Origin of the sequence: Lysinibacillus sp. NPDC058147, from assembly GCF_042884205.1 — a bacterium.
Classification (GTDB): domain Bacteria; phylum Bacillota; class Bacilli; order Bacillales_A; family Planococcaceae; genus Lysinibacillus.
Genome location: NZ_JBHVUJ010000002.1, coordinates 347,799 through 371,343, shown reverse-complemented (window position 1 = coordinate 371,343; position 23,545 = coordinate 347,799). Strand labels below are relative to the sequence as shown.

Below are 23,545 nucleotides of genomic sequence, written 5' to 3'. Positions count from 1 at the left end.
CAATTATTTTTCGGACAACTAAGCTTAATTAAAATAGAGCTGGAGAGGGGATTGCCAGTGGAAATCATTAAATTAAATTGTCCGAATTGTAATGGGAAAATTGAATATAAAGAGGGACAATCATTCAAATGTCCTTTTTGTGAAACTGAAATAATGTTGAAAGAGAATAAAGTTTATTATGTTGATCAGACGATTAATAATTATTATGGAACAACTCCTCCTAATACAAATACACATCAAAAAAAGAATTTAAAAGCGCTTTTAGTAATACCGATTGTCATCCTTTGTGCATTCCTTGGTTATTTTCTATTGAATGGTAATCAAACAGAATTCGGTAACCGTGAGGAAATACCTGTTCGGAAAATACCTGAAAGCGAAGTTCTTTTATTCTTTTTAAAAGATATTTTTGATAAAGGTGAAGCAATGCCGACTAAAGAAGAAATCGCAAGTATCCGTTATTTGAAGGCATACTATTCTGAAGATCAATGGCATTTTGATTACAGTCTTGACGATCCGTTTACAAATAAGGTAGCCGAAATTTCTAACTATATTATTATGGATAAGTTATTAAATACACAAAAAATCGAACAAAAAGATTTTGAAGCCTTTACTGGTCTGACGGTATTGAATTTGATGGGCGATTATGAAATATCACAAAGTGAAAAAGTAAGCTTCCGACATCTAGAAGGTTTAAAAAGCTATACAGGTAGCTTTAATGAATCATTTAGTAAAATTGCTGAATATTTCAGCGATAAGTCTAATGTTGTAGAGCTATCTGTTCAAATTCGAAGTAATGATGAACTTGCTTTATTATTAGAGTTTCAAAATCTTCAATCACTTGAAATTTCGTATCACACCGAGACGGTTACAGACTTTCCACTTCTGAATAAACTACCATTAAAATCATTGTCTTTAAGATATGCCAATGATTTGAAGTGGTTGTCTTCATTAACTGATCTAGAGTCGTTAACATTAGATTATAGTGAAGCGACAGATTTTAGTTCGTTCTATTCACTGAATCAATTACAAGAAATGAAGCTTACATCGGTAAAAAATTTAAAAACGCTTGATTTTATACAAAACATGCCCAACCTGCAATCGCTTGATCTTGAAAATATGGATATTACGAATATAGAACGCCTTAGAGATAAGTCTTCTTTGACCAAGCTGCGTTTAGCTTCTCTTTATAAATTAGAATTGCTTGATATTGTGAACAGCCTGACTTCATTGACTGATATATCGATAACTGGTTATAGTGGAAAAGTATCATCAATTGTCGCACCCCATTTAAAAAAAGCGGAAATAGTAAGTTCTTTCATACCTAAGTTAGAGGCACCTGCTTTAAAAGATTTGACTGTGGATATAAGTGGGGGACAGTCGAATTTGAATGGAGCTGAATTACTGAAATACCCACAGCTAGAACAACTTACAGCGGTTGAGTCTGGTGATTTTACGGGTATTCGTTCTTTAAATCGTCTGCCAAATCTACAAACAATAAATTTAAATGAAACATCTTTTTATGAAGAGACGAGTGAATTATTCAATTTACAGCATGTAAAAACGTTAAATTGTAATGAGTGTAGGTTTCAAATTAATAGTCAAAATTCGTTTAACAACAATATACTGGAACATTTAACTTTGAATGATGTATCCTATCGAATAGGTAATGGTGACTGGATACATGAAGTTGATAAGGTTATGCCTTACTTTGCGGGCTTTTCAGCTCTACGTTCATTCACTATACAAGATAGTTCACTACAATCGTTAAGTTTTATGGAAAATTGGCAACAAATTGAGGTGCTTCATTTGGAGAATAATGCTATTTCAAATATAGAGCCTTTAGTGAATTTGCCCAATTTGAAAAAGCTCTATATTTTAGGGAATCAAGTGCAAAATAAATCTGTTCTAGACAATGGAATTGTAATTTATTGAGGTAATGTTCTCAAAATATTAATGAATCTAATCTCAGCAAAGTGTTTAGTATATTGTTAAAATATAGGGCAATATAACAGTATTTTTTCCAGAGAAGCATTTATGGGAAGATCTAATAAAAAAATATATTTGACGTTTTATACAATTTTTTGTATTATATTGAAGAAAAGAATGCCCGGACAAGAACGGGAGAGGTTCATAGCTAATACCCTCTATAAAAAACTATGGAAACATGACAATATGCCATGTCCATATAGGACGTGGCTTTTTTTTATGTTTTTACTTATGTTTTAATAGAATGATTGGTGATGCCTCTCTTGAAATGTGTTGGGAAACATTTTTCAAGGAGGTTTTTTTATGTCTGAACGAAGCTGTAGAGAAGGATAGAAGTATTAAAGGGTTGAACTTATTGGGTAACCAAGGAACACAATATACGTTAAAAATCTAAGAAGATAGCAGCACTTTTCTGAGAATGCTGTTCTATCGATAAAAGGGAGTTTTTATAGATGAAGCAGGGAAAGGCAATTGTTGTATTTAGTGGAGGTCAGGACAGTACAACCTGTTTGTTCTGGGCAAAAGATCGTTTTGAAGAGGTAGAGGCAGTAACTTTTGATTATGGTCAAAGGCATCGTCTTGAAATTGAATGTGCGAAAGAGATAGCAGGTGAGCTCGGTGTTAAGCATCACATTCTTGATATGTCACTCTTGAATCAGCTTGCTCCGAATGCATTGACACGACAAGACATTAAGGTAGAAGACGGAGAAAATGGTGAGCTTCCATCGACTTTTGTACCTGGACGAAATCTTCTCTTTCTTTCATTTGCGGGCATTTTAGTGAGCCAAGTAGGAGCTAAGCACATTGTAACTGGTGTTTGTGAAACGGATTTTAGTGGATATCCAGATTGCCGAGATGTTTTTATTAAATCCTTGAATGTTACGTTAAATTTATCGATGGATGATTCCTTTGTGATTGAAACACCGTTAATGTGGTTGAATAAGGCACAAACATGGGAGCTTGCTGATCAGTTTGGGGCACTTGAATTTATTCGGGAAAGAACGTTGACTTGTTACAACGGTGTAATAGCAGATGGCTGTGGTGAATGCCCAGCATGTAAACTGCGAAAAAAAGGGCTTGATAAGTATTTGAGTTACAGGAAGGAGTCTTAAGGCATGTCAGATTTTAAAATCGTCGATAAGCTTCAAAAGATAGATAAAGATATTCAAAGAAATCAATTGAACTATCATGCAAAGCGTGTTCTTGTAAGTAAAGAATTTACCTTCGATGCTGCTCATCATTTACATAATTACGAGGGGAAATGCAAAAACCTGCACGGTCATACGTATCGAGTAGTATTAGGACTAAGTGGATACACAGATGAACGCGGTTTGATGATTGATTTTGGCGATATAAAAGCAATATGGAAACAAAAAATAGAGATTCATTTGGATCACCGTTATTTAAATGAAACGCTCCCACCCATGAATACGACGGCAGAGAATATTGTTGTTTGGATTTACGAAAAGTTGGCTGAGGCCTTGCTTGATGAACAAGGATATAACGGGGCGCGTGTAGAGTTTATCAGGCTGTATGAAACTCCGACAAGCTATGCAGAAGCGAGACGGGAGTGGATGGAAATTGAGTAAGATACCTGTTATCGAGATTTTTGGACCGACGATTCAAGGTGAGGGAATGGTAGTTGGTCAGAAGACAATGTTTGTGAGAACTGCCGGCTGTGATTATTCCTGTTCGTGGTGTGATTCATCGTTTACGTGGGATGGTAGCGGAAAGCATCTTATTGTCCAAATGACAGCGGAAGAGATTTGGTCTGAGTTGAAACGTATTGGAGGTAGTGGCTTTTCCTTTGTCACGATTTCAGGTGGCAATCCTGCACTCTATCAAAATTTGGAAGAGCTTATTGTGATTTTAAAAGAAAACGGCATAAAGGTCGCGGTAGAAACACAGGGAAGTAGGTGGCAAAAATGGATGTATGAGATTGATGAACTGACAATCTCACCAAAGCCGCCTAGTTCTGGAATGACTACTGACTATTCGGTGCTCTCTGATATTTTCGAAAAACTTAAAAATCAAAACAATAGTAACCATATATCCCTTAAAATAGTCGTTTTTAATCAAGAAGATTACGATTATGCTAAACAAATTCACCATCGATATCCAATGATTCCTTTTTATCTCCAAGTCGGTAATGATGATCTCACAACGACTGATAATTCACGCTTAATTAACCGTTTATTAGATAAATATCATGCGCTGATTGATAGAGTGATTAAGGATGAGGAATTCAGAGATATCAAAGTTCTGCCACAGTTGCATGCCCTTGTTTGGGGGAATAAAAGAGGTGTTTAGTTAGTGTTCCGTTTCTAGAAATTGTATGGTTTAATCATTATTCATTACGCTTCCATCAGATACGTGCTGTAATACCTCCAATTCGAAAGGGAAAAGATTATAACTTTGGACTTTGTGTGAAAGTATAGGCTAATTTGGCCTATACTTTTTTTGTGCACCAAGCGTGTATGTAATCTATAGAATATATATTCTGAACCGGAAAGATATAAGTAGTGACTAGCTTAGTGCAAGCGTGTCTGGCGATGCGGAAGTGAGGAACACGAACTTCATTTTGTACCTACTTAGCGATATTTACAAAACCGTATTTTCACAAATAAAAAAATCTTCTAATTTTATCTACTTTCTAACCCAAATTTGTGTTAACTTAATATAAATAAAAGTTAACACAAATCTTCAAGAATAATAGGAGGAAATGACATTAAGTATTTAAAAAGAAAGATGGAGGAATAGAATGATCCGAAAGTTTTCTACATATGATCTTGCCCAGATTTCATTGCTAGCTTGTCTTATTATCATTACTGGCATGTTTAAAATTCCAACAGGTTTTCCTGGGTCTGAATTTCAATTATCAGCACCTATTGCAGTTGCGATTGCAGCGGTATTTGGATTTAAGCGATATTTTCTAGCGGGGATCATTGCAAGTTTAATCTTATTTTTACTAGGTATACACTCGATCTTAAATGTAGAGATCTCATTAATTTTTCGATTGACTGTAGGACTACTCATCGTTTTATTTGGGAATTCAATTCTGGTACTTGTTTTGGCAGGCCCAATCGGAACAATAATTGCTAGATTTGGTTTAGCTTTTACGTTAGGGACTCCATTTTTACCGTTAATAGTTTTGGCTATTCCTGGCATGGTAATTACAGCAGTTAGTGTTTATCCCATAACGAAAATGTTACATACAATTAATAGGAAAGTAGCTGGTAAAAATCATGTTAAAAACGTGTTATAGCATTCGTATGCGTGCAGCAGAAAGAAGCCCTGAACTAGTGGGAAAGCATATATCTGGTGGTGAACGGATAGGTAGTAAATCTCAGATAGAGTCAATTGTAAAACAGTTATTGAACAAAGCATGTAATCATTCACGTGGAGATGCTGACTTTATACAAATTACCGTTGAAAAAATTGCGCATGATCAGATTCAGTATTTGCCACCTTTAGAAATTGCGACAGTTGAGGCCGCTTCAATCGAAAAGGCCCATAGTGAAGCAAGAAAGATACTAAATTCCTTAGGTGTTTCGGAACATGCATTGAATGTTGCTTTTCATCAACTTGGTAGTACTCAAAATCTCCGTGGAGCAATCATTTTAAATAGTAAAACCGGCTTACGGCTTGACAATCGGGGGGAAAAGGGTGTTCGTGTATCACGAATCGATTGGCAAGACGCTAATGAGGAGCTTAATGAGCGAGTCCGTGAAGCGTTAGCTCTGGCGACGAAAGTGGCAAATTCTCCGTTTACAATTGCAGAATTATGTTGGTCTGATGATCCAGATTACGTGACTGGATATGTAAGTAATCGTGCTATTGGTTATGTCAGAATTACACCGTTAAAAAGGGAAGGCTGTGAGAGCGGAGGTCGTATTTATTTTGTGTCAGATGAAGTTGAACTAGAATCTTTTATAGATTATTTAGAAAGAGTACCGGTTCTTATTAGGAGGGAATAAAATATGGATCATTGGTTTCAACGGGAACTACAATTAATAGAAGAGAAAGGATTGACAAGGAAGTTACGGTCGTTTTCAAATGGAAATGAGAGCGAGATCATGATGAATGGTAAGAAATTCTTGCTTTTTTCATCTAATAACTATTTAGGTCTTGCAACAGATTTTCGGTTAAGAAAGAAAGCATCTGAAGGTATTAGTATATACGGTACAGGAGCTGGTGGTTCGAGATTAACAACCGGAAATTTCGTCATTCATGACCAACTTGAATCTGAAATTGCAGATTTGAAAAAAACTGAAGCTGCCATTGTTTTCAGCAGTGGTTATTTAGCGAACATTGGCGTAATTTCGAGTGTGATGAAGGCTGGGGATATTATATTTTCTGATGCATGGAATCATGCGAGTATTATAGATGGTTGTCGACTTAGTAAAGCAAAAACAATTGTTTATGAACATGCAGATATGGTGGATTTAGAGCAAAAATTGAGGCAATCACGTGGGGATGGAAAGAAGCTTATTGTGACGGATGGCGTCTTTAGTATGGATGGTGATATTGCTCCACTCCCCGAAATTGTTGCGCTAGCAAAGAAATACAATGCTTACATAATGATTGATGATGCGCATGCGACCGGTGTCTTAGGAAGTGATAGTCGTGGTACTGCTGATTATTTTGGATTAAAAGATGAAATTGATTTTACAGTGGGTACGTTGAGTAAAGCGATTGGTGCAGAGGGTGGCTTTGTGGCGACGTCGGCAATTGCAAAGAACTATTTACTCAATAGTGCTAGATCATTTATTTTCCAAACAGGTTTATCTCCCAGTGCGATTGAAGCAGCGCGAGAAGGAATTTCCATTATTCAAAATGAGCCCGAACGAAGGGAGCAATTGCTGAATAATGCTAAGTATTTACGTTTGAAATTGGAGGAATCGGGTTTTGTAGTTAGGGAAGGAGAAACACCAATTATATCTCTTCTTATTGGTGATTCCCATGAAGCTATGCAATTTTCTGAGAAACTTATGGATGAAGGTGTCTTTATTCCAGCGATACGACCACCAACTGTGCCAAAAGGGTCAAGTCGGTTACGGATTACAGTGATGGCTACACATACAATGGAGCAACTCAATACAGTTATAAATAAAATTAAGAAAATAGGACAAGAAATGGGTATTGTATCATCCTTATATGATCAAGAATGATACCGAGATTAATTCTTTTGACATTAATAAAACCCCTGATTCTTCTGCTTAGCGTAGAAAAATCAGGGGTTTTATTTGTATTGTTATAAATGATTCAATGCTTTGACGCTCACTTTAACTGTTAAATCATGTTTTCCACCTGAATAAACGCCTTCAACTGGACTTATATCAGAATAATCACGGCCAATGCATAAAATAATGTGATTTTCTAATACTTCTACATTATTAGTTGGATCGAGACCAATCCAGCCGATTCCTGGTATCATGACTTCTACCCAAGCGTGGGTTGCAATATCACCGATCAAGGCAGAGTTTTCATCGACATATAAATAACCGCTAACATAACGAGCCGGAATTCCTTTAGCTCTTAGCACTGCAAGCATGACATGTGTGAAATCCTGACAAACACCTCGCTTTAGAGCGAATGCTTCACTTGCCGTTGTCGTAACATTCGTTGCTCCAGGTACGTATTCAAAAGTCGAGTATAAATATTGCATTAAATTTAATGAAAAGAGTACAGGATTTTCAGCATGACCAATTGCATGATAAACTTCCTCTAACTGATTTTCTGTCATATACGTAAAGTGTGTAGACTTTAAATAGGGCAAATAATGCTCATAAAACAGTTGCGAGTGAAAAATGGTCTGCATCTCAGGTGAATATTGAATACGATGAATAAATGGTGCACGTTGAATGCTGACGATAGAAGTCGTTTGGATTTCTAGCTCTTGATGCTGCTCAGGTATATAAAAAGTGCCAACCGTATTGCCCCAAATATCTGTATGTTCACGCGTTAAAGATGATGGTGTAATGGCAATTCGATAGGATAATAAGCGCTGACGCTCATCGCCCCTTGGCTTTAAGCGGATTGTATTTAGGCTTTGATCGACTTCAGACTCATATTGAAAAATATTAGTATGTTGAATTTCAAATTTCATTGTGTCCGCTTCCTTTAGATTACTGACTTGCTTGTTGAAAGGGAGCTGTGGTTGATTCCTTTCAAGGTTGTACGCTGGGTTCATATAAATGATAAATTGTTGCAAATGTATTGCCAAAATCAATACATTGACACAATCTTTCCTCCATTAATAAAATCGTTTCCTCTACTGTAATATTCCATAAATCTACATTCAGCATGGAAAATAATAAACTTTTTAATGGGGTATGAAGCTCTAAAAATTTTGCTGAATGAGGATCGTTTTCTAAACAAATAAATGCTTCTTCTAATTTTTGTAAGCAAAACATCACTGAACGAGGGAAATGCTTATCCTGTAATAAATATTGAATAACACAAAGTAAATTGGTTTGGCGATGCTTTCGCAAATAAGACTCCGTCGCCCCCGATAAATCGAGTAAAAATGATCCGTCCGCTTCTATTAAAGAGATGGCTATTTCCTTATGTTGCTCCAGTATAATTAAAGCCATACGAATCATCTTTTCTGCACGTTCTAACCATTTCCCAACTTGTATGAAATAAAAGGGTAAATCTCGATCCATTGAACCTTCGATAAGACCTGTAACCGTCAAAGAAGTCTCTCGAACATTTTGTAAAAAAGAGTTAAGTACGATTAGTGGAATTGGTCTTTCACGTCCCAACATCTCTTGCTGTAAGGATAAATAAAAGGCATTTTGCAATTCCCAAAGTTCAATGGGGATGCTATCTCGAGTTACACGCGCGTTTTCTCTAACAGCACGCAAAGTAGCGTGAAGGGCATTACTATTATTATTAGAAAAGAGTAGATATTCGATAAGTGGATTGACACGAATTGACTCATAAAAGGTCAAGTACTCTTCCTTCGAGGCACAAATATCCAACACTGCTTCCCAATGATCAATGTATTCATTTTCTTTGCCAGATTGCTCCAACATATTCAACAGCTGTACTTGTAATATATGTGCATTCGTTTGTGATCGTTCACTATATCGTGCCATCCAGTATAGTGCATCGGCTACTCGACTTAGCATACTGCAATTCCTCCTTTAATATCCATGTATCTTTTGCTCCTCCGCCCTGAGAAGAATTCACGACTAAAGATCCTTCCTTTAATGCCACACGCGATAAACCGCCTGGAAGCACATAAATATCATCGCCGCCCTTCATCACATAAACACGTAAATCGACATGACAAGGATAGAATCTCCCATCCTGGAAAGCTGGTGCTCTAGATAGACTAATCGTTGGTTGTGCAATGTATTGTGATGGGTTTTCTATAATCTTTTCTTTGAAAATAGCCATTTCTTCATCACTCGCATGTGGACCAATTAACATATCATAACCACCAGAGGCACTAACGTTTTTTATGACAAGCTCTTTCATATGCTCAAGAACCCAAACTCGATGTCTATCATCAGCTAGATGATAGGTTTTCACATTACGTAAAATAGGTTCCTCTTTCAAATAGTAGCGAATCATATCTGGTACATAGTCATACATCGCTTTATCATCCGCAACACCGTTACCAACAGCATTTAAAATAGCAATATTTCCAGCTTTATAAGCATCCATAATATGAGGAACTCCAAGTAAAGAATCCTCACGAAAAACAACAGGATCTAAGAAATCATCATCAATTCGACGATAAATAATATCAATTTGCTCTAGACCGTAAATTGTCTTCATGTACACCTTATTGTCTCGGACAACTAAATCTCGCCCTTCGACTAGCTGAATATTCAGCTGCTGTGCTAAGAAAACATGATCGTAATATGCTGAATTATACATACCTGCTGTTAAGAGGACAGCTTTAGGTTCTCTATTTTGCTCCATACAAGGTGGTCTATGGGCAAGGAGGGCCTTCTTCATAAAGGCCATTTGTTTATCCAGAGATTGGATCGTATGTTTAGAGAAAAATTCAGGATATACTTCCTTCATAGCAGATCTATTTTGAAAAACATAAGATATTCCTGAAGGATTGCGTAAATTATCTTCTAACACGTAGTAAACGCCATTTTCATCACGAATCAAATCAATACCCGCTAAAAAAATGTGGTTATCGATAGGTACTTTTACACCAAGCATTTCTTTATAATAATACGGATTGTTTTCAATGAGTTGTTTCGGAATAATCCCATCATTAACAATAGATTGTTCATGGTAGACATCGTGTAAAAAGCAATTTAAAGCTTTCACACGTTGCTTCATACCAGCTTCAATTACTTCCCATTGTTCATGCGGAATAATAATAGGTATAAAATCAAAGGGCATTGTCCGTTCGGTTCCACCTTGTGCTCCATATACGGTAAATGTAATGCCTTGTTTAAGGAATCTTGACTGTGCTTGCTGATATTTTTCATCTAATTGTTCCTTAGTAAAAGCATTGAGCTTATGGTGAAAAGACCGATAATGAGGCTTCGGTAGATTGCCTTCGAACATCTCATCAAAAAACATACCAGATTCATAGAACTTCATCATATGGACCGCCCTCCGAATTTAAGTAGTAGAGAAAACGTGTTACACTTAGTAAGAATCAATTTCGCCTTGGCGTAATTGTAGTAATTGGGTACTAATTGAAAAGGACCACATCTGCATTCATCTCATCATTTTTAGAGGAATGTAGACAAATACATAAAAGGAGCTAGTAAAAATGACAATCATTAATTTAATGCAAGCTTATGAGCTAGACAAGCTTTCAAAATTAGATTTTACTGATGAGGAGATTGTGCACACATTGCAAACAGGGGATCTATCAGTTTGGCAGGAAAAAGTTCCAAACTATGAATTTTCCGAAACAATGGCACTTTATCAAGAAGGGGAACAATTATTTTTAGACGCTCTGCATGGAAACTACCGTATCAAATATGTAACTTTGCCAGGCATTCAACGTTTATTGTATCTTCGTTTCCAATTAGAAGAAGGTAAGGATTATCAATTATTAGAAACAGGAATCCAGCATCTAACTTGTAATGAGGAATCTATCGAGAAGCTTCAACTTATGCTATCAACGAACTGGTCTGTAGCAAAACAAGTAGATGGGACATATAGTATTTTTGTTAAGTACCGGTTTTCGCACAGAAACATTTATTGCTGTCGCATCCTTTTGTACTGATAAATAATGCTTCTGAAATCGACAAAAACCAAATAATCCCATGCGTGTTATGAGAAGAATCGACATGTACAGTTACCCATCTTCTCGTTTTTCGATTCGTCTCATAGCATTTGTCTCACTAGATTTAAATATTCATTTTTTTCGTGTTTTATACCTAAATAGTGAAACTTTCTAAAAACTTTTAAAAAAGGTGATTTTCTTTCTAAAAGAGAATCATCTTTTTTATCGCCCATAAAAAGAACGTATGTTCCAACCTATAAAAAAAGGGCATTTTTTCACTATAAAGTTCCCAAATTTATATTTGGGAACGTTTTTTCGTGGTAAAATAGAGAAAATAGAGGTGATTTTATGGAAAAGACAAAGCTTCCTAAAATAATGAGAGATTTCCTTGTCTATTTAACGACGATTAAAGGGAAGTCTCATCGTACAAGAAAAGAATATGAATATGATTTGACATTATTCTTCCGTTTCTACATAGCAATTCAGAATGATCATGATATAGCAGATTTAACGAAAATAGATATTTCTACTATTTCAATAGAAGAAGTTCGCGAAATGACACTAGAGGATCTTTATTTATTTATGGAATATTGCGAAGTGCAGCGCGGGAATTCTGCATCTGCGAGAGCACGTAAAGTAGCAACGTTGAAATCGTTTTTTAAATACCTAAAAGGCAAACGTCGACTTATAGAAGAAAACCCGGCAGATGAATTAGAAACACCAAAAATAGGACGGAAAAGACCTATCTATATGAACATCGAGGAAGCTACGCAATTTATCGATGGCATCCAGCCAAATCGTGCTTCACCAAGAAATTATTGTATGATGATGTTTTTCTTAAATTTGGGGATTCGTGTTACGGAGCTTTGTCAGCTAAATAAGTCGTCTATACAAGGTCGCTACTTAACGGTTGTTGGTAAAGGGAATAAAGAACGTACCGTTTATTTGAATGATAGCTGCATCCAGGCACTTGCAGACTATGAAAATAGCGGGAAGACAGTATTTAAAGGTGAAGGAGAAGAACCTCTTTTCGTCTCGCAAAAGGGAACACGCTTTACTCGTCAAACCGTTGCAAAAATCGTTAAACAAATTAATCAGCAATCCGGACTTCAAAAAGATCGACTGACGCCACATAAATTACGACATACATCTGCAACAATGATGTATAAATCGGGGGCGGATATTCGAAGTCTTCAGCATATACTCGGCCATTCAAGTGTTGCAACGACGCAAATCTATACACATATTGAAGATGAAGAGCTACAACATGTACTCGAAAATAATCCGTTCAATATTGTTCGTAGTAGAGAGCATTTCATTGAATAAAATAGGCAACTAAAAAAGCCGATTACCCTTACTTGTAGAAATCGGCTTTTAGTACTATTATCTGTTGTTAGCTTCCATTTCATCAATAGAGTTTGTTAGCTCAATAAACTGTCTTTCAATAGGTGTGAATTTATGGTTTAAACGAGTGATTAAATATAAATCAACGTATCTAAAAGATGATGGTATATCTAAGTATTGTTGAATGTTATATCGATTTGCTAAACGTTTAGAAACTAAAGTAATTCCCATGCCCATCATGGCAAATTGGATTAACGTTTCTGAATCTCCCACTTCAATAATTTCTCTATACGTAATATTTAGACTCCTATACATATTTTGTAATATTGAAAGATACAAACAGTTATCAGAAAGCACAAGTAAGTTTTGTTCACTTATAAAGTCCTCGAATACTGTACTCCGATCAATACCTGAACCTATGACGACCATTTCTTCAATAGCTACTTTTTTATACTTTATAGTATTATTTTTTAATGATCCAATCGTATAGGCTACATCAATTTTTCCTAGGAGGATTTGATTTTCTATAAACTCTGTTGACCCTGTTTTTAATGTTACCGATAAATCAGGGTATGTTTGATAAAGCTTATTTAAAGCTGAGGATATTTGAGTTCCTCCCATTGAAATCATCGTACCTACTCGAAGTTTTTCCTCATGTTTTTTCATCATATTTTCTGTTTCTTCCCAAACAAACAACAATTTCTTAAATTGATGATATAATTTTTCTCCCTCTTTCGTTAGTGTTACACCTTTAGAATTTCTGATAAATAATTCTTGGTTATAATGGTTTTCAATTTTTTTAATTTTTGCCGTCATATTCGATTGTAGGTGATTCAATTTAGTGGCAGCAGCAGATATACTTTTTAGTTCTGCAACTGATACAAAAGCCTTCATGTTTTCAATATCCATTTCCATTCACATCCATCAAAAAAAGTGATAGCGCCATCAAAAATTAACATTTAATATGATGTCTCGTTTTCATTATACTGTATAAAGTTAATAGAATTTTAAAAGTTTTGGAGGAAAAGTTAATGGAAAATAGAATTATAAATGTAGGGATTATAGGTGGATCTTTGAATAATCAATGGGCAAGTCAAACACATATTCCAGCACTAAAGAACAATCCCTATTACAAAATAACAGCAATCGGAACTTCGAATATGGATACTGCCGAAGAAAGTGCTAAAATCCTTAATGCTTCTTATGCTTTTACAAACTATAAGGAATTAGCGCAATCGGAAGATGTTGACTTAGTAGTTGTAAGTATCAAGGTCCCTCATCATTATGATGCTGTGATGGCAGTATTAGATGAAACTAAACATATTTATTGTGAATGGCCACTAGCTATCGATACGAAGCAAGCAGAAAAAATGGCTAAATTTGCAGAAGACAGAAAAATTCATCATGCAATTGGACTACAGGGAAGACAATCTCCAGAAGTAAATTATTTAAAACAAGCAATTCAACAAGGGGATATCGGCAAAGTCATTTCCTGTACTATGCAGGTTGCTACACAAGGTAAAGGTGGAATAACAGATGGAAAAAGTCGTTATCTATTACACGAAAATAATGGTGCAACCCTTCTTACCATTAACGGAGGGCACTCTTTAGATGTCCTCTGCTATATTTTAGGTGATTTTAAAGAATTGTCAGCTACAATGAATGTCCATTTTACTGAAGCGCTAGTACAAGAAACAGGCAAGACAACAGAAAAAAACACAGCTGACCAAATATTAATACACGGGACGCTAGTAGATGGTACTTCAGCATCTGTACATATCCAAGGTGGAGTTCATCCTGCTTTTCAATTAGAAATTAGGGGAGAAAAGGGAGCATTTCGCTTAACACAAAAAAATTCCTATGGTCATGTTCAATTCGGTAATCTTATCATTGAAAAAATGATATATCCTAATAATTTGCAAAACTTTAAAGATGTTTTATATGAAGAAGTAAATATTCCATCAGAAATAAATAATGACTCTATTGGCTATGTGAATCAAGCTTATACGATATTGGCAAAAGATATATTTAAGTGTACAAAGCAAATTCCGGATTTTAATGATGCTGTCAAACTGCATCGCTTGTTAGATGCAGTTCAACAATCTGCAAAAACGGGTAAAAGAATAATTCACATCGTATAAAACATATACAAAAAGGAAATAAAAAAAATGGTGGAGGAGAGATCACATGAATCAGTTAATAAATGATAATTTATATGAAACAAGAAATAACTTATTAGAGGAAATTAAATTATTGAGCGATACTCAATTGAATGCTAAACCTGATGCAAACAGTTGGAGTATTGCCCAAGTTTGCCATCACTTAGTTTTAGTGGAGGAATCATCAGTAAAAGCGATTGCATGGGGATTAAAACAAGATGATAATAAGCAAACGGAACGTAAAAATGTTCAACTTATTGTAGATAGAACAAAGAAAATTACAGCACCCAAAATTGTTGAACCAGCTGAAGACTTTTTTACAGTTCAGCAAATCATTGACTTACTTGACAATTCGAGAGAAAAATTAACAGCTTTCCTTAATACAATTGAAGATCCATCAATATTAGCAGAAAAATCCTTTAAACATCCTGCAATTGGGGAATTACCCCTTGATCAATGGGTAGAACAAATATATTTTCATGAACAACGACATATTGAACAAATAAAAGAAATCAAAACACTCATCAAAGTGGAGCTCTAATAAACTAAGCTAGAAACGGAATACAATGAATGAAAAAAAGAAAAATACGACATTATATTAAAAAAAGAAAAATACGATATTATGTTAAAAAAATTATAATAGAAATTAAAAATTCAATCGCATTAGAAATAATCTGGAACATTTTAATATTTATCCCTAGAATGATAATCCGATTATTAAAAAATATATGGTGAATCCAATTTCCTGAGATCAGCATATAGAAATAGTAAGAAGGAAAGGACAAAGAGCCTTCCCTTCTTTTTTTGTGTTTTATGGTATAATTATCATTATTTACTATTTTTAGATAGGAGAAGTTATGAAGATTTATAAATTAGCATGTATTTGTACGTTTATTGTACTCTTATCAGGGTGCTATACATTTTCGACTAAAACAGAAGTACAAGCCCCAAAAGTTACATCAGAGGTTGTAAAAAGTGAACCTGTTGTTGAGGATATCACTGACGAAGAATCAGTACGAACGTATTACCCTATTGAAATTGATGATCAGATAGAGGCTCCAATAGGTGAAAGTAAATCATATTTTACTTATGATGGAGATGTACCATTCAAAATATCCGTATCAAATACTGGTACAAAAAGCTTTGTATACAAAATTCGAAATGTAGATAAAGAAACAAAAGTAGTAAATGGTGTTTTAAAAAGTAACGAAAGTTTTAATAAGGTTTTTGACGGATTTCCTGAAGGAGCTTATGTCATATCTTACGTTACAGAAAACGAAGAGTCTCCAGTAAATATAAAACTAAAGGTAAAGGTAGAGTTACTTCCCGAAAAACTTTAATATTCTATAATGACAAAAGCCATTGTTTTGATCAATCTTTTTTTCAAAACAATGGCTTTTGTTGTGTCGTAATATCAAGACCTAACTAAAATCAGTGTCATTTTGCAGATAAATTTCTTATCTACAATCCTTTGAACGATTGGTTTTCTAATAGTTGGGAAAAGTGTCACAAAGTTTAGTGCCCATTCGTTATATAGAGTGAGAGGAGGGAATTACATGAAAGTTACAAATAAGGATTATGAAAAGATGGAAGAACTATACGAGTTGTATGAACAAAAAGTATATTATATTGCCTATTCTATTTTACATAATATTCAACAGGCTGAAGATATAGTTCAAGAGACGTTTATTACTCTCTATCAGAATCTGGAAAAAATCTGCAGTTTGAACACTCATGAGCTTAAAGGCTACATATTGAGAATTGCGAAAAACAAAACGATTGATAGTTACCGGAAAAATAAACGACATAAATTATTTTTGGAAGAATATCAAAGAGAGTCACCGGAAGTAGTAGATGAAAATATTGAAGAGTGGGAACAACGTTTAATGTCTGAGCTTCAAATTGATACATTGCTAACAGAGTTAAATGACTCTTACAGACAGGTTTTTAAGTACAAAGTCTTCTATAACTTATCTTATCAGGAAATTTCAGAGGTAATGGGGATCACTGAAGTCAATGTCCGTAAGCAATTTGAACGCGCTCGAAAACGAGTACAGAATATTATAGGAGGTATAGAAAATGACGAATTCAAAGAACTCCAAAAATATGTATGACCTTGCTGAAAAAATCGCTTTAGACGATTTTGATAAACTAGATGAACAACACAAATTTTCAGATACTTACACGCACAAAAAGAAATTGTTTATGGAGGAAATTAAGATGAAAAGTAAACAGCCACAGCAAAAACGTAAAAAGAATCGCATTTTAATCGCCGCTGCATGCTTAATGATTGGCATACCAACAACAGCTTTTGGCGCAGTGAAGGTCTATGATATGATTGTCCAAAAACAAAATTATGAAGTAAATGTCTCAGTGTCAAATAATGCCTCAAAAAAGAATAATAATTGGTATAAATTAAAAGTAAATTATTTACCAGAAAATATGGTAGAAATCGAAAACTCTCCTCTGAAATATTCATTTAAAGATAACTACGCAAAGAGTGGGTTTTCATTCTATCTCTGGAGAGTAGGCAAAGATTCCAATTTTCAAACTCTGTACTCAAAAAGTTATGAAGAAATAGAGATAAATGGTAAGAAAGCAGTGATTGTCAATAAAGACACTGGAAACAAAAGTTTAGCATTTGACAGACAGGTCTATCTTTTATTTGAAGAAGAGGGAATTATGGTCGAAGGTACTATTGGAATCGATGTAAGTGAAGAACTGATGATGAAGGTCATGGAGAACATTTCGCTTGAACCCACATCAAAAGAAATGTCGTCATTTATAGCAGATGATTCTCTCTATAGTGAAGAGACTGAACCAACAGAATTTAGCGTTATTCCTTTGAAAAAAGACAGCAAACAACTATTTAGTGTAGGCGAAAAGGTTCCAGTAACCGTAGATCAAATAAGCAGATTGGACAACCTTGAATTTGTTATAGAAAAAGTTGAAGTCTTTGATTCTATCAAAGATTTTAAACAAGAAAACTTTAATGAATTTGGCCTAGGAAGTTTAAGCGAGTATAAGGCTTTAGACCAGAAAAAGAAGTTGATACCGTATAGACGAGATGTATATAAAGTTGGAAACGGTAGTGATTCAGTTTACGAACTAGTAGAGTCAAAATTAGTTAATCCTAAATTTGTCTACCTGACAACAACAGTTAAAAATATTGGTAAACAGGCAATAGAAGAAATTTGTATGAATCCAACCATACAAGTGCTTAAATTTGAAAATAATGGATGGAACTATGCTAGAGAAAATGGAATTGACGAAAAAAGTCTTATGACGGGCGAGGTTGATTATCTAGCACCTCACGGAAAGGGAAAAGCCTTTTACTATATTGACAATATCCTACCCGGACAAACGATGAAAATTAACTTAGGTTATTTTGTAGACGAGGATAAACTGGATTCAATCTTCCTTGATGCTTTCCGTTACAGTGGATCTGGTACTACTGACGACATGAATGCGAAGGATCGTTCGTGGATTGATATTCGTAGATAGATAAGAAGATAGGGACATAGATAAAAAAGTTGCTTATATCTAGCAGCTTTTTTTATTGGAAGAACTTATCAATTATGTCCTCGGCATAATCGCGTCCTTTGACGGTACCCTAATTAAATTTTTTGTAAAGCTTGACGAAGTAAATCATCTGTTATATATTAAATAAAAATATAAACAACTGTTATAAAACAGTTTGGTTGAGGAGGAATTCTAATGTCAAAGTATCGTGATGGTTATGAATTTTATTGTGAGATGTGTGAGCGTTATGGTTTAGAGCCAATTTCATTCCGCTATTTTGTGCTACAGTTATCGCAGCAGCAACTTTCAGCTTATAATATGCAAGCAAAGCAATTAGGAATTTAACAGGTTGGTAGTTAAAGGATGTGATTATGACGGACGCCGATGTGAATATTTTATGAAAAGCCCAGCCATACTAATTTAGATGGACTGGGCTTTTGTATATTTGAAAGAAATATCAGAAAATTTATTGACATAGCAAAACAACTGTTATATATTATTGATAAAAACAAAATACTGTTATATAACAAGATAAGTCAATCAATTATCGTAAGAGCAATTAGAATATTATAACGAAGCTACACAAATGAAAGGAAGTTATTAGGATGACAGATTATCGAGAAGGCTATGATTTTTATCGCCAAGTGTGTGAAAAACACGGTTTAGAGCCAATAAATTTTCACTATTATATTTTAAACTTATCTCAGGAGCAACTAGATGCCTACAATGAACGTGCCAAAACATTGGGAGGTCAAATAGAATATGAAGTCTCTTAGCTTTTAAAATGCCTTACTGCCTATATGTGACAGTAAGGCATTTTTGAGATATAACATAAATGAAGAAATTATTCAAGCATCGTGTAATTACAGTTCATATGTTCTAAAGATAAATAGGCTAAACATAACATATAAATAGAACTAAGGTAATTAAAATATTCAAAAACAAACATTTAAAGTATGTTAAAAGACCTTAATGTTTTGATATTTGGGTTGAATTAACTGCTTTTCTAAGACTATAATATAATTACATAATAAAGGGCGATATCCCATAACTTTATACCCTGCTTAAATATAAAGCAAAAGTACCAAACCCTTCTAATGAACGGAGAATGAAAATGACGAATATCATGCCTAGTAGTATCAATCAAATTAACTACAGTCTGAAAGAATTACAAGATATTTTTTCAGCAATGAATAGTTCAATCATTGTAGCAATCACAGACCGGACTGGGAAAATTACGTTTGTTAATGATCATTTTTGCAAAATTTCTAAATATACTCGTGAAGAATTATTAGGGCAAGATCACCGTCTACTCAATTCAGGGTTCCATCCAAAATCTTTCTTCAGAGAGATGTGGAAAACTATAGGCAAGGGTGACATGTGGAATGGCGAGGTCTGCAATCGCGCGAAGGATGGTAGTCTTTACTGGGTGAAGACAACGATTATTCCTTTTCTTGATGACAATGGCAAACCGTATCAATATATTGCTATACGAGTTGATATTACCGCCCAAAAGGATATAAAAAAGATAACCCATATTGCTTATCACGATGAATTAACAGGGCTACCAAATCGTCGTAAGTTAGAACAACGTTTAGAAAATGAATTCCATCAATCTCGACGTACAGGAGAAAAGTTTGCGTTATTATTCATTGATGTAAATCGTTTTAAAAACATTAACGATGGACTTGGTCATATCATCGGTGATATGTTCTTAGTGGAAATGGCGAATCGTCTACGCAACGTTGATTATACATCCAATTCTATTTACCGTCACAACAGTGATGAGTTTGTAATTATACTAAACGATGTTGACCGTATTGAGGAAAAAGCCGAAGAAATAATCAGCGTCTTTAATGAGAGTTTTATTGTGGATACGTTTGAATTTTACGCAAGTATTAGTATTGGCATTAGTATTTTCCCAGACCATGCAAACTCTGTTGAGGAATTATTGAAAAATGCAGATATCGCCATGTATGCTGCGAAATCTACACGTGGCAATCAATATCGCTTGTATCGTCCAAATATGGAGGAAGTGAATGATAAGTGGCTATTACTTGAAACAAAATTACATCAAGCGTTAAAAAATGATATTTTAGAATTACATTATCAACCAAAAATTAATTTAAAAACGAACAAAATAATTGGCATGGAGGCATTACTTCGTTGGTATGATCCTGAACTAGGTCATATGCCTCCAGATCGCTTTATTCCATTTGCTGAGGAATGTGGGCTTATTAATGATATTGGGGTATGGGTGTTAAGAAAAGCGTCTGCCCAAGCACGCACATGGAATAAAGTACATAATTTAAACTTACGTGTTGCCGTGAACATTTCTCCAATTCATATTAGTACAACAGGCTTTGTTGAAATGGTACATGAAGTTATTACAGAAACAAAAATTGATCCACACTTTTTAGAAATCGAAATTACAGAAATGAGTATGTTGGATTATACGGAAGACTTACTTAATACAATTAAGCAATTAAGAGCTCTTGGAATTACGATTTCATTAGATGATTTCGGAACGGGTTATTCGTCGCTAAATTATTTAAAAACATTCCCAGTAGATGTTTTAAAAATAGATCGGGCATTCGTTCGTGATATAGTTCCTGAAAAATCAGGCATTGCCATGATTTCAGCTATTATCTCTTTAGCACATGCTTTAAATCTACAAGTAGTAGCTGAAGGTGTGGAAGAAGAAGCAGAATTAAACGTGCTACGTGAACATGGCTGCGAGTACGTACAGGGCTATTATTTCAGTAAGCCGTTATCGGTAGAGGATTTTACGAAACTAATAATTGATAGTAACATGTAGTTAAAGTAGAGGGTCTTGTCTATAGTCTAGGACGAGATCCTCTAAATGTTTACGGTTTACTTTAAATCCAGTAAACATAGCCAGTCCAATCTCCTTTAGGTGTTCAATCCTTCAAGGATATTTTATTGATTATAAACGTCAATTGGGAGGAGCGGTGACTTGAAGAAAAAAGTAATAATCATTGTTTCTATGTTGGCTGTAATTATACTGTTGCATTCAACACCAAGGATGGCATTAAGAACACATGTATTTTTTTGGGGTTATCCAAAAGCCGATTCAAAGCTCAAACCGTAATGAACCGGAAAAAATAAAGGTTTGTAAAAGGAGTGTATTCAGAATCATTGCTCATAAAAATGATTTATTGCTAGTTAGAAGTAATTTGGTTACCAGAAAGTAAAGCTAATTTTCTGATATTTCCCGAAAAATAATCCTGTTTAATTAAATATTTGAAATTATATAACTGTTTTGCTAAAGTTATATAAAATATGAATCGTTGATGTGGCTAAGTAAGTAAGAATCGTGAAACAGAGAATATAGCAATTGCTGAGAGCTATATCACCGCTTCTTATCTGAAACCTACCACGGAGATGTTATGCAAACATAACCGAGTCGTTTCCGTTACAAAACGTTAGAGGGTTTTAAGATTTCTTAAAACTAAATTAAAGGTGGTACCACGTTTAATCGGCACAAAGACGTCCTTATTTTGAGGACAGCTTTGTGCTTTTTATTTTTTCATTGGTAAAGTTTTAGAAATGGAGGAGAGAATATGACAACACAACAAAATGATTTTTCAAAATGGTACATCGAGACAATCCAAAAGGCAGATTTAATGGATTATACACCAGTTCGTGGCTGTATTGCATTTAAACCTGACGGCTATGAAATTTGGGAACATATTCAGGAGGAAATGGACCGTCGTTTTAAAGAGACTGGCCATCGCAACGCTTATTTCCCTATGCTAATCCCTGAATCCTTCTTCCAAAAAGAAAAAGATCATATCGAAGGTTTCTCACCTGAGCTTCCTTGGGTGACAGAAGCAGCAGGTGAGAAATTAGAAGAACGTCTAGCGCTTCGACCAACTTCTGAAACGATGATTGGCCATCTCTACTCAAATTGGATTAAAAGTTACCGTGATTTGCCAGTCTTAATTAATCAATGGGCAAATGTTTTTCGTTGGGAAAAGAAAACACTTCCGTTCATTCGAACATCTGAATTTTTGTGGCAGGAGGGCCATACTGCACATATTGATGAAGAGGATGCACGAAAAGAAACAATGCAAATGTTAGCTATCTATAAGGAGGTAGTAGAAGGTTTACTTGCAATTCCTGTCTATGATGGACAAAAAACACCTTCAGAACGTTTTGCAGGCGCAGTTGATACATTTTCTATCGAAGCCATGATGAAAAATGGGAAGGCCGTTCAAGCTGGTACCTCTCACTATTTAGGGACAAAGTTCGCTGAAGCCTTTGATATTAAATATTTAAATAAAGCCAATCAGCATGAGCATGTGCACACAACATCTTGGGGGACTTCAACACGTTTAATTGGTTCAGTAATTATGGTTCATGGTGATGAACAAGGGCTTATTTTACCGCCACGCATTGCACCAACCCAAGTTGTTTTAATACCTGTAGGTCCATGGAAAAAGAATCCTGAAATTATGGAGAAATTAGATGATATTTATGTGGCCCTTAAGAACAAGGGAATTCGAGTACGTCTTGATGACTCCGACCAATCACCAGGCTTCAAATTTAACGAATGGGAATTAAAAGGTGTACCAGCTCGAATTGAATTAGGACCTCGTGACTTAGAGAAAAATCAGGCATTGTTAAAAGCACGAGATGAAGATGAGAAGCAATCCATTGACCTAAATGACATTGTTTCAGCAATTGAAGAAGAACTGGCAACAATGCAAAGTCGGTTATTTGAAAAAGCACGAAAATTCCGTGATGAAAACGCACATACAACTATAGATACACTTAAAGATTTACAGCAGCATATTAACATTTCCAAGGAAAAGGGATCTATTCCAGGCTGGATTCTTGCTGGATGGTGTGGAGATGATGCATGTGAGGAAAAAGTAAAAGAAGAGACAAAATATACTTCTCGTAACATTCCATTTAACCCACCAACTACGAAAACTACTTGTATTTGCTGTGGAAATGAAGCGAAACAGACAGTTTGGTTTGCTCAAGCATACTAAAAAATTCTTGTTGTTTAGTTTTGTATAATTGTTCTGCTTGTTTTGATTTCGTCAGGTAGATAGTCTGTTTATTAATTTCCTGTGATGTCCTCTATACTCTTATTATGTCTTGTGCATTTACAGCTATATTTGAACTACATGAGTAGAACAAACGTAGTAGGTATATACTTTCAATCCTGTTTTTCTTTATTTACGGCTCGTTTTCCCCTGCATTTCTAGCTGAAAATGCAGGGTTTTTATCTTAATTGAGCCATGTTTTTTCTATGTTTTCAAAAAAATGTTTGTATGCTAGAATA

The 23,545-nt window shown here is 34.9% G+C and carries 23 protein-coding genes, 1 riboswitch and 1 other annotated feature; of the genes, 19 read left to right on the top strand and 4 right to left on the bottom strand.

What is annotated here, in order from left to right:
* The first annotated feature begins 57 nt into the window (after positions 1-57).
* The 7 genes from ACFVT8_RS07190 to bioF all read left to right on the top strand — a co-directional run bounded on the left by ACFVT8_RS07190 (position 58) and on the right by bioF (position 7,157).
* A complete protein-coding gene (locus ACFVT8_RS07190) occupies positions 58-1,932 on the top strand; it encodes a leucine-rich repeat domain-containing protein (RefSeq protein ID WP_387082911.1) in 1,875 nt (624 codons plus the stop codon).
* Between the two features lie 185 nt (positions 1,933-2,117).
* Positions 2,118-2,164, top strand: a riboswitch (PreQ1 riboswitch).
* 274 nt (positions 2,165-2,438) lie between these two features.
* Positions 2,439-3,098, top strand: coding sequence for a 7-cyano-7-deazaguanine synthase QueC (queC, locus tag ACFVT8_RS07185; RefSeq protein ID WP_387082910.1), 660 nt, complete (start codon positions 2,439-2,441; stop codon positions 3,096-3,098).
* Positions 3,099-3,101: 3 nt separating this feature from the next.
* Positions 3,102-3,575: a 6-carboxytetrahydropterin synthase QueD gene (gene queD, locus ACFVT8_RS07180; RefSeq protein WP_387082909.1), complete on the top strand. Its 474-nt coding sequence runs from the start codon at positions 3,102-3,104 to the stop codon at positions 3,573-3,575.
* Positions 3,568-4,296, top strand: a complete 729-nt coding sequence (gene queE / locus ACFVT8_RS07175) for a 7-carboxy-7-deazaguanine synthase QueE (protein WP_387082908.1) — start codon at positions 3,568-3,570, stop codon at positions 4,294-4,296. The genes queD and queE overlap by 8 nt, the downstream gene beginning before the upstream one ends.
* A 451-nt stretch (positions 4,297-4,747) precedes the next feature.
* Complete coding sequence (locus tag ACFVT8_RS07170; RefSeq protein ID WP_387082907.1) at positions 4,748-5,251, top strand: hypothetical protein; 504 nt, start codon at positions 4,748-4,750, stop codon at positions 5,249-5,251.
* A complete protein-coding gene (bioW, locus tag ACFVT8_RS07165) occupies positions 5,232-5,963 on the top strand; it encodes a 6-carboxyhexanoate--CoA ligase (protein ID WP_387082906.1) in 732 nt (243 codons plus the stop codon). The genes ACFVT8_RS07170 and bioW overlap by 20 nt, the downstream gene beginning before the upstream one ends.
* A gap of 3 nt (positions 5,964-5,966) precedes the next feature.
* On the top strand, positions 5,967-7,157 hold the full coding sequence (gene bioF, locus ACFVT8_RS07160) for an 8-amino-7-oxononanoate synthase (RefSeq protein WP_387082905.1): 1,191 nt from the start codon (positions 5,967-5,969) through the stop codon (positions 7,155-7,157).
* Positions 7,158-7,240: 83 nt separating this feature from the next.
* On the opposite strand, the gene ACFVT8_RS07155 is transcribed toward bioF, so the two are convergent.
* From ACFVT8_RS07155 to ACFVT8_RS07145, 3 genes are all read right to left on the bottom strand, one after another.
* Positions 7,241-8,095: a transglutaminase family protein gene (locus tag ACFVT8_RS07155; protein ID WP_387082904.1), complete on the bottom strand. Its 855-nt coding sequence runs from the start codon at positions 8,093-8,095 to the stop codon at positions 7,241-7,243.
* A gap of 61 nt (positions 8,096-8,156) precedes the next feature.
* Entirely contained in the window at positions 8,157-9,122 is a 966-nt protein-coding gene (locus ACFVT8_RS07150) for an alpha-E domain-containing protein (protein WP_387082902.1), read from the bottom strand.
* Positions 9,076-10,569: a circularly permuted type 2 ATP-grasp protein gene (locus ACFVT8_RS07145; protein ID WP_387082900.1), complete on the bottom strand. Its 1,494-nt coding sequence runs from the start codon at positions 10,567-10,569 to the stop codon at positions 9,076-9,078. Before ACFVT8_RS07145 ends, ACFVT8_RS07150 begins: the two co-directional genes overlap by 47 nt.
* A 172-nt stretch (positions 10,570-10,741) precedes the next feature.
* On the opposite strand from ACFVT8_RS07145, the gene ACFVT8_RS07140 reads away from it, so the two are divergent.
* Positions 10,742-11,203, top strand: coding sequence for a hypothetical protein (locus ACFVT8_RS07140; protein WP_387082899.1), 462 nt, complete (start codon positions 10,742-10,744; stop codon positions 11,201-11,203).
* Between the two features lie 348 nt (positions 11,204-11,551).
* The gene (locus tag ACFVT8_RS07135) at positions 11,552-12,529 is read left to right on the top strand and encodes a tyrosine recombinase XerC (protein ID WP_387082897.1); all 978 of its coding nucleotides are present in this window, start codon (positions 11,552-11,554) and stop codon (positions 12,527-12,529) included.
* Positions 12,530-12,586: 57 nt separating this feature from the next.
* Here the strand turns inward: ACFVT8_RS07135 and ACFVT8_RS07130 are convergent, their stop codons facing one another.
* Positions 12,587-13,456 (bottom strand): LysR family transcriptional regulator, encoded by an 870-nt coding sequence (locus ACFVT8_RS07130; RefSeq protein WP_387082896.1) that lies wholly within the window; start codon positions 13,454-13,456, stop codon positions 12,587-12,589.
* 122 nt (positions 13,457-13,578) lie between these two features.
* On the opposite strand from ACFVT8_RS07130, the gene ACFVT8_RS07125 reads away from it, so the two are divergent.
* The 10 genes from ACFVT8_RS07125 to proS all read left to right on the top strand — a co-directional run bounded on the left by ACFVT8_RS07125 (position 13,579) and on the right by proS (position 23,249).
* Positions 13,579-14,688, top strand: coding sequence for a Gfo/Idh/MocA family protein (locus ACFVT8_RS07125; RefSeq protein ID WP_387082895.1), 1,110 nt, complete (start codon positions 13,579-13,581; stop codon positions 14,686-14,688).
* A gap of 46 nt (positions 14,689-14,734) precedes the next feature.
* Positions 14,735-15,247, top strand: a complete 513-nt coding sequence (locus ACFVT8_RS07120) for a DinB family protein (RefSeq protein ID WP_387082893.1) — start codon at positions 14,735-14,737, stop codon at positions 15,245-15,247.
* Positions 15,248-15,563: 316 nt separating this feature from the next.
* On the top strand, positions 15,564-16,046 hold the full coding sequence (locus ACFVT8_RS07115) for a hypothetical protein (protein WP_387082892.1): 483 nt from the start codon (positions 15,564-15,566) through the stop codon (positions 16,044-16,046).
* A gap of 216 nt (positions 16,047-16,262) precedes the next feature.
* Positions 16,263-16,820, top strand: coding sequence for an RNA polymerase sigma factor (locus ACFVT8_RS07110; protein ID WP_387082891.1), 558 nt, complete (start codon positions 16,263-16,265; stop codon positions 16,818-16,820).
* Positions 16,786-18,210, top strand: coding sequence for a DUF4367 domain-containing protein (locus ACFVT8_RS07105; RefSeq protein ID WP_387082890.1), 1,425 nt, complete (start codon positions 16,786-16,788; stop codon positions 18,208-18,210). Before ACFVT8_RS07110 ends, ACFVT8_RS07105 begins: the two co-directional genes overlap by 35 nt.
* Positions 18,211-18,423: 213 nt before the next feature.
* On the top strand, positions 18,424-18,573 hold the full coding sequence (locus ACFVT8_RS07100) for a transcriptional regulator (RefSeq protein ID WP_370044033.1): 150 nt from the start codon (positions 18,424-18,426) through the stop codon (positions 18,571-18,573).
* 260 nt (positions 18,574-18,833) lie between these two features.
* Positions 18,834-19,004: a transcriptional regulator gene (locus ACFVT8_RS07095; protein WP_387082889.1), complete on the top strand. Its 171-nt coding sequence runs from the start codon at positions 18,834-18,836 to the stop codon at positions 19,002-19,004.
* 338 nt (positions 19,005-19,342) lie between these two features.
* Positions 19,343-21,046 carry a putative bifunctional diguanylate cyclase/phosphodiesterase gene (locus tag ACFVT8_RS07090; RefSeq protein WP_387082887.1) on the top strand — a complete coding sequence of 568 codons (1,704 nt, stop codon included), beginning with the start codon at positions 19,343-19,345 and terminating at the stop codon, positions 21,044-21,046.
* A gap of 159 nt (positions 21,047-21,205) precedes the next feature.
* Complete coding sequence (locus ACFVT8_RS07085; RefSeq protein WP_387082885.1) at positions 21,206-21,340, top strand: hypothetical protein; 135 nt, start codon at positions 21,206-21,208, stop codon at positions 21,338-21,340.
* A 190-nt stretch (positions 21,341-21,530) separates the two neighbouring features.
* Positions 21,531-21,749: a binding site (T-box leader), on the top strand.
* A gap of 63 nt (positions 21,750-21,812) precedes the next feature.
* Positions 21,813-23,249: a proline--tRNA ligase gene (gene proS, locus ACFVT8_RS07080; RefSeq protein WP_387082883.1), complete on the top strand. Its 1,437-nt coding sequence runs from the start codon at positions 21,813-21,815 to the stop codon at positions 23,247-23,249.
* Positions 23,250-23,545 lie beyond the last annotated feature (296 nt).

Excerpts from the sequence above, each read along its gene's own strand:
- queC (WP_387082910.1), top strand. The coding sequence starts at position 2,439 with ATGAAGCAGGGAAAGGCAATTGTTGTATTTAGTGGAGGTCAGGACAGT.
- queD (WP_387082909.1), top strand. The coding sequence starts at position 3,102 with ATGTCAGATTTTAAAATCGTCGATAAGCTTCAAAAGATAGATAAAGAT.
- ACFVT8_RS07170 (WP_387082907.1), top strand. The coding sequence starts at position 4,748 with ATGATCCGAAAGTTTTCTACATATGATCTTGCCCAGATTTCATTGCTA.
- bioW (WP_387082906.1), top strand. The coding sequence starts at position 5,232 with ATGTTAAAAACGTGTTATAGCATTCGTATGCGTGCAGCAGAAAGAAGC.
- bioF (WP_387082905.1), top strand. The coding sequence starts at position 5,967 with ATGGATCATTGGTTTCAACGGGAACTACAATTAATAGAAGAGAAAGGA.
- ACFVT8_RS07155 (WP_387082904.1), bottom strand. The coding sequence starts at position 8,095 with ATGAAATTTGAAATTCAACATACTAATATTTTTCAATATGAGTCTGAA.
- ACFVT8_RS07150 (WP_387082902.1), bottom strand. The coding sequence starts at position 9,122 with ATGCTAAGTCGAGTAGCCGATGCACTATACTGGATGGCACGATATAGT.
- ACFVT8_RS07145 (WP_387082900.1), bottom strand. The coding sequence starts at position 10,569 with ATGATGAAGTTCTATGAATCTGGTATGTTTTTTGATGAGATGTTCGAA.
- ACFVT8_RS07140 (WP_387082899.1), top strand. The coding sequence starts at position 10,742 with ATGACAATCATTAATTTAATGCAAGCTTATGAGCTAGACAAGCTTTCA.
- ACFVT8_RS07135 (WP_387082897.1), top strand. The coding sequence starts at position 11,552 with ATGGAAAAGACAAAGCTTCCTAAAATAATGAGAGATTTCCTTGTCTAT.
- ACFVT8_RS07130 (WP_387082896.1), bottom strand. The coding sequence starts at position 13,456 with ATGGATATTGAAAACATGAAGGCTTTTGTATCAGTTGCAGAACTAAAA.
- ACFVT8_RS07125 (WP_387082895.1), top strand. The coding sequence starts at position 13,579 with ATGGAAAATAGAATTATAAATGTAGGGATTATAGGTGGATCTTTGAAT.
- ACFVT8_RS07120 (WP_387082893.1), top strand. The coding sequence starts at position 14,735 with ATGAATCAGTTAATAAATGATAATTTATATGAAACAAGAAATAACTTA.
- ACFVT8_RS07115 (WP_387082892.1), top strand. The coding sequence starts at position 15,564 with ATGAAGATTTATAAATTAGCATGTATTTGTACGTTTATTGTACTCTTA.
- ACFVT8_RS07110 (WP_387082891.1), top strand. The coding sequence starts at position 16,263 with ATGAAAGTTACAAATAAGGATTATGAAAAGATGGAAGAACTATACGAG.
- ACFVT8_RS07105 (WP_387082890.1), top strand. The coding sequence starts at position 16,786 with ATGACGAATTCAAAGAACTCCAAAAATATGTATGACCTTGCTGAAAAA.
- ACFVT8_RS07100 (WP_370044033.1), top strand. The coding sequence starts at position 18,424 with ATGTCAAAGTATCGTGATGGTTATGAATTTTATTGTGAGATGTGTGAG.
- ACFVT8_RS07095 (WP_387082889.1), top strand. The coding sequence starts at position 18,834 with ATGACAGATTATCGAGAAGGCTATGATTTTTATCGCCAAGTGTGTGAA.
- ACFVT8_RS07090 (WP_387082887.1), top strand. The coding sequence starts at position 19,343 with ATGACGAATATCATGCCTAGTAGTATCAATCAAATTAACTACAGTCTG.
- proS (WP_387082883.1), top strand. The coding sequence starts at position 21,813 with ATGACAACACAACAAAATGATTTTTCAAAATGGTACATCGAGACAATC.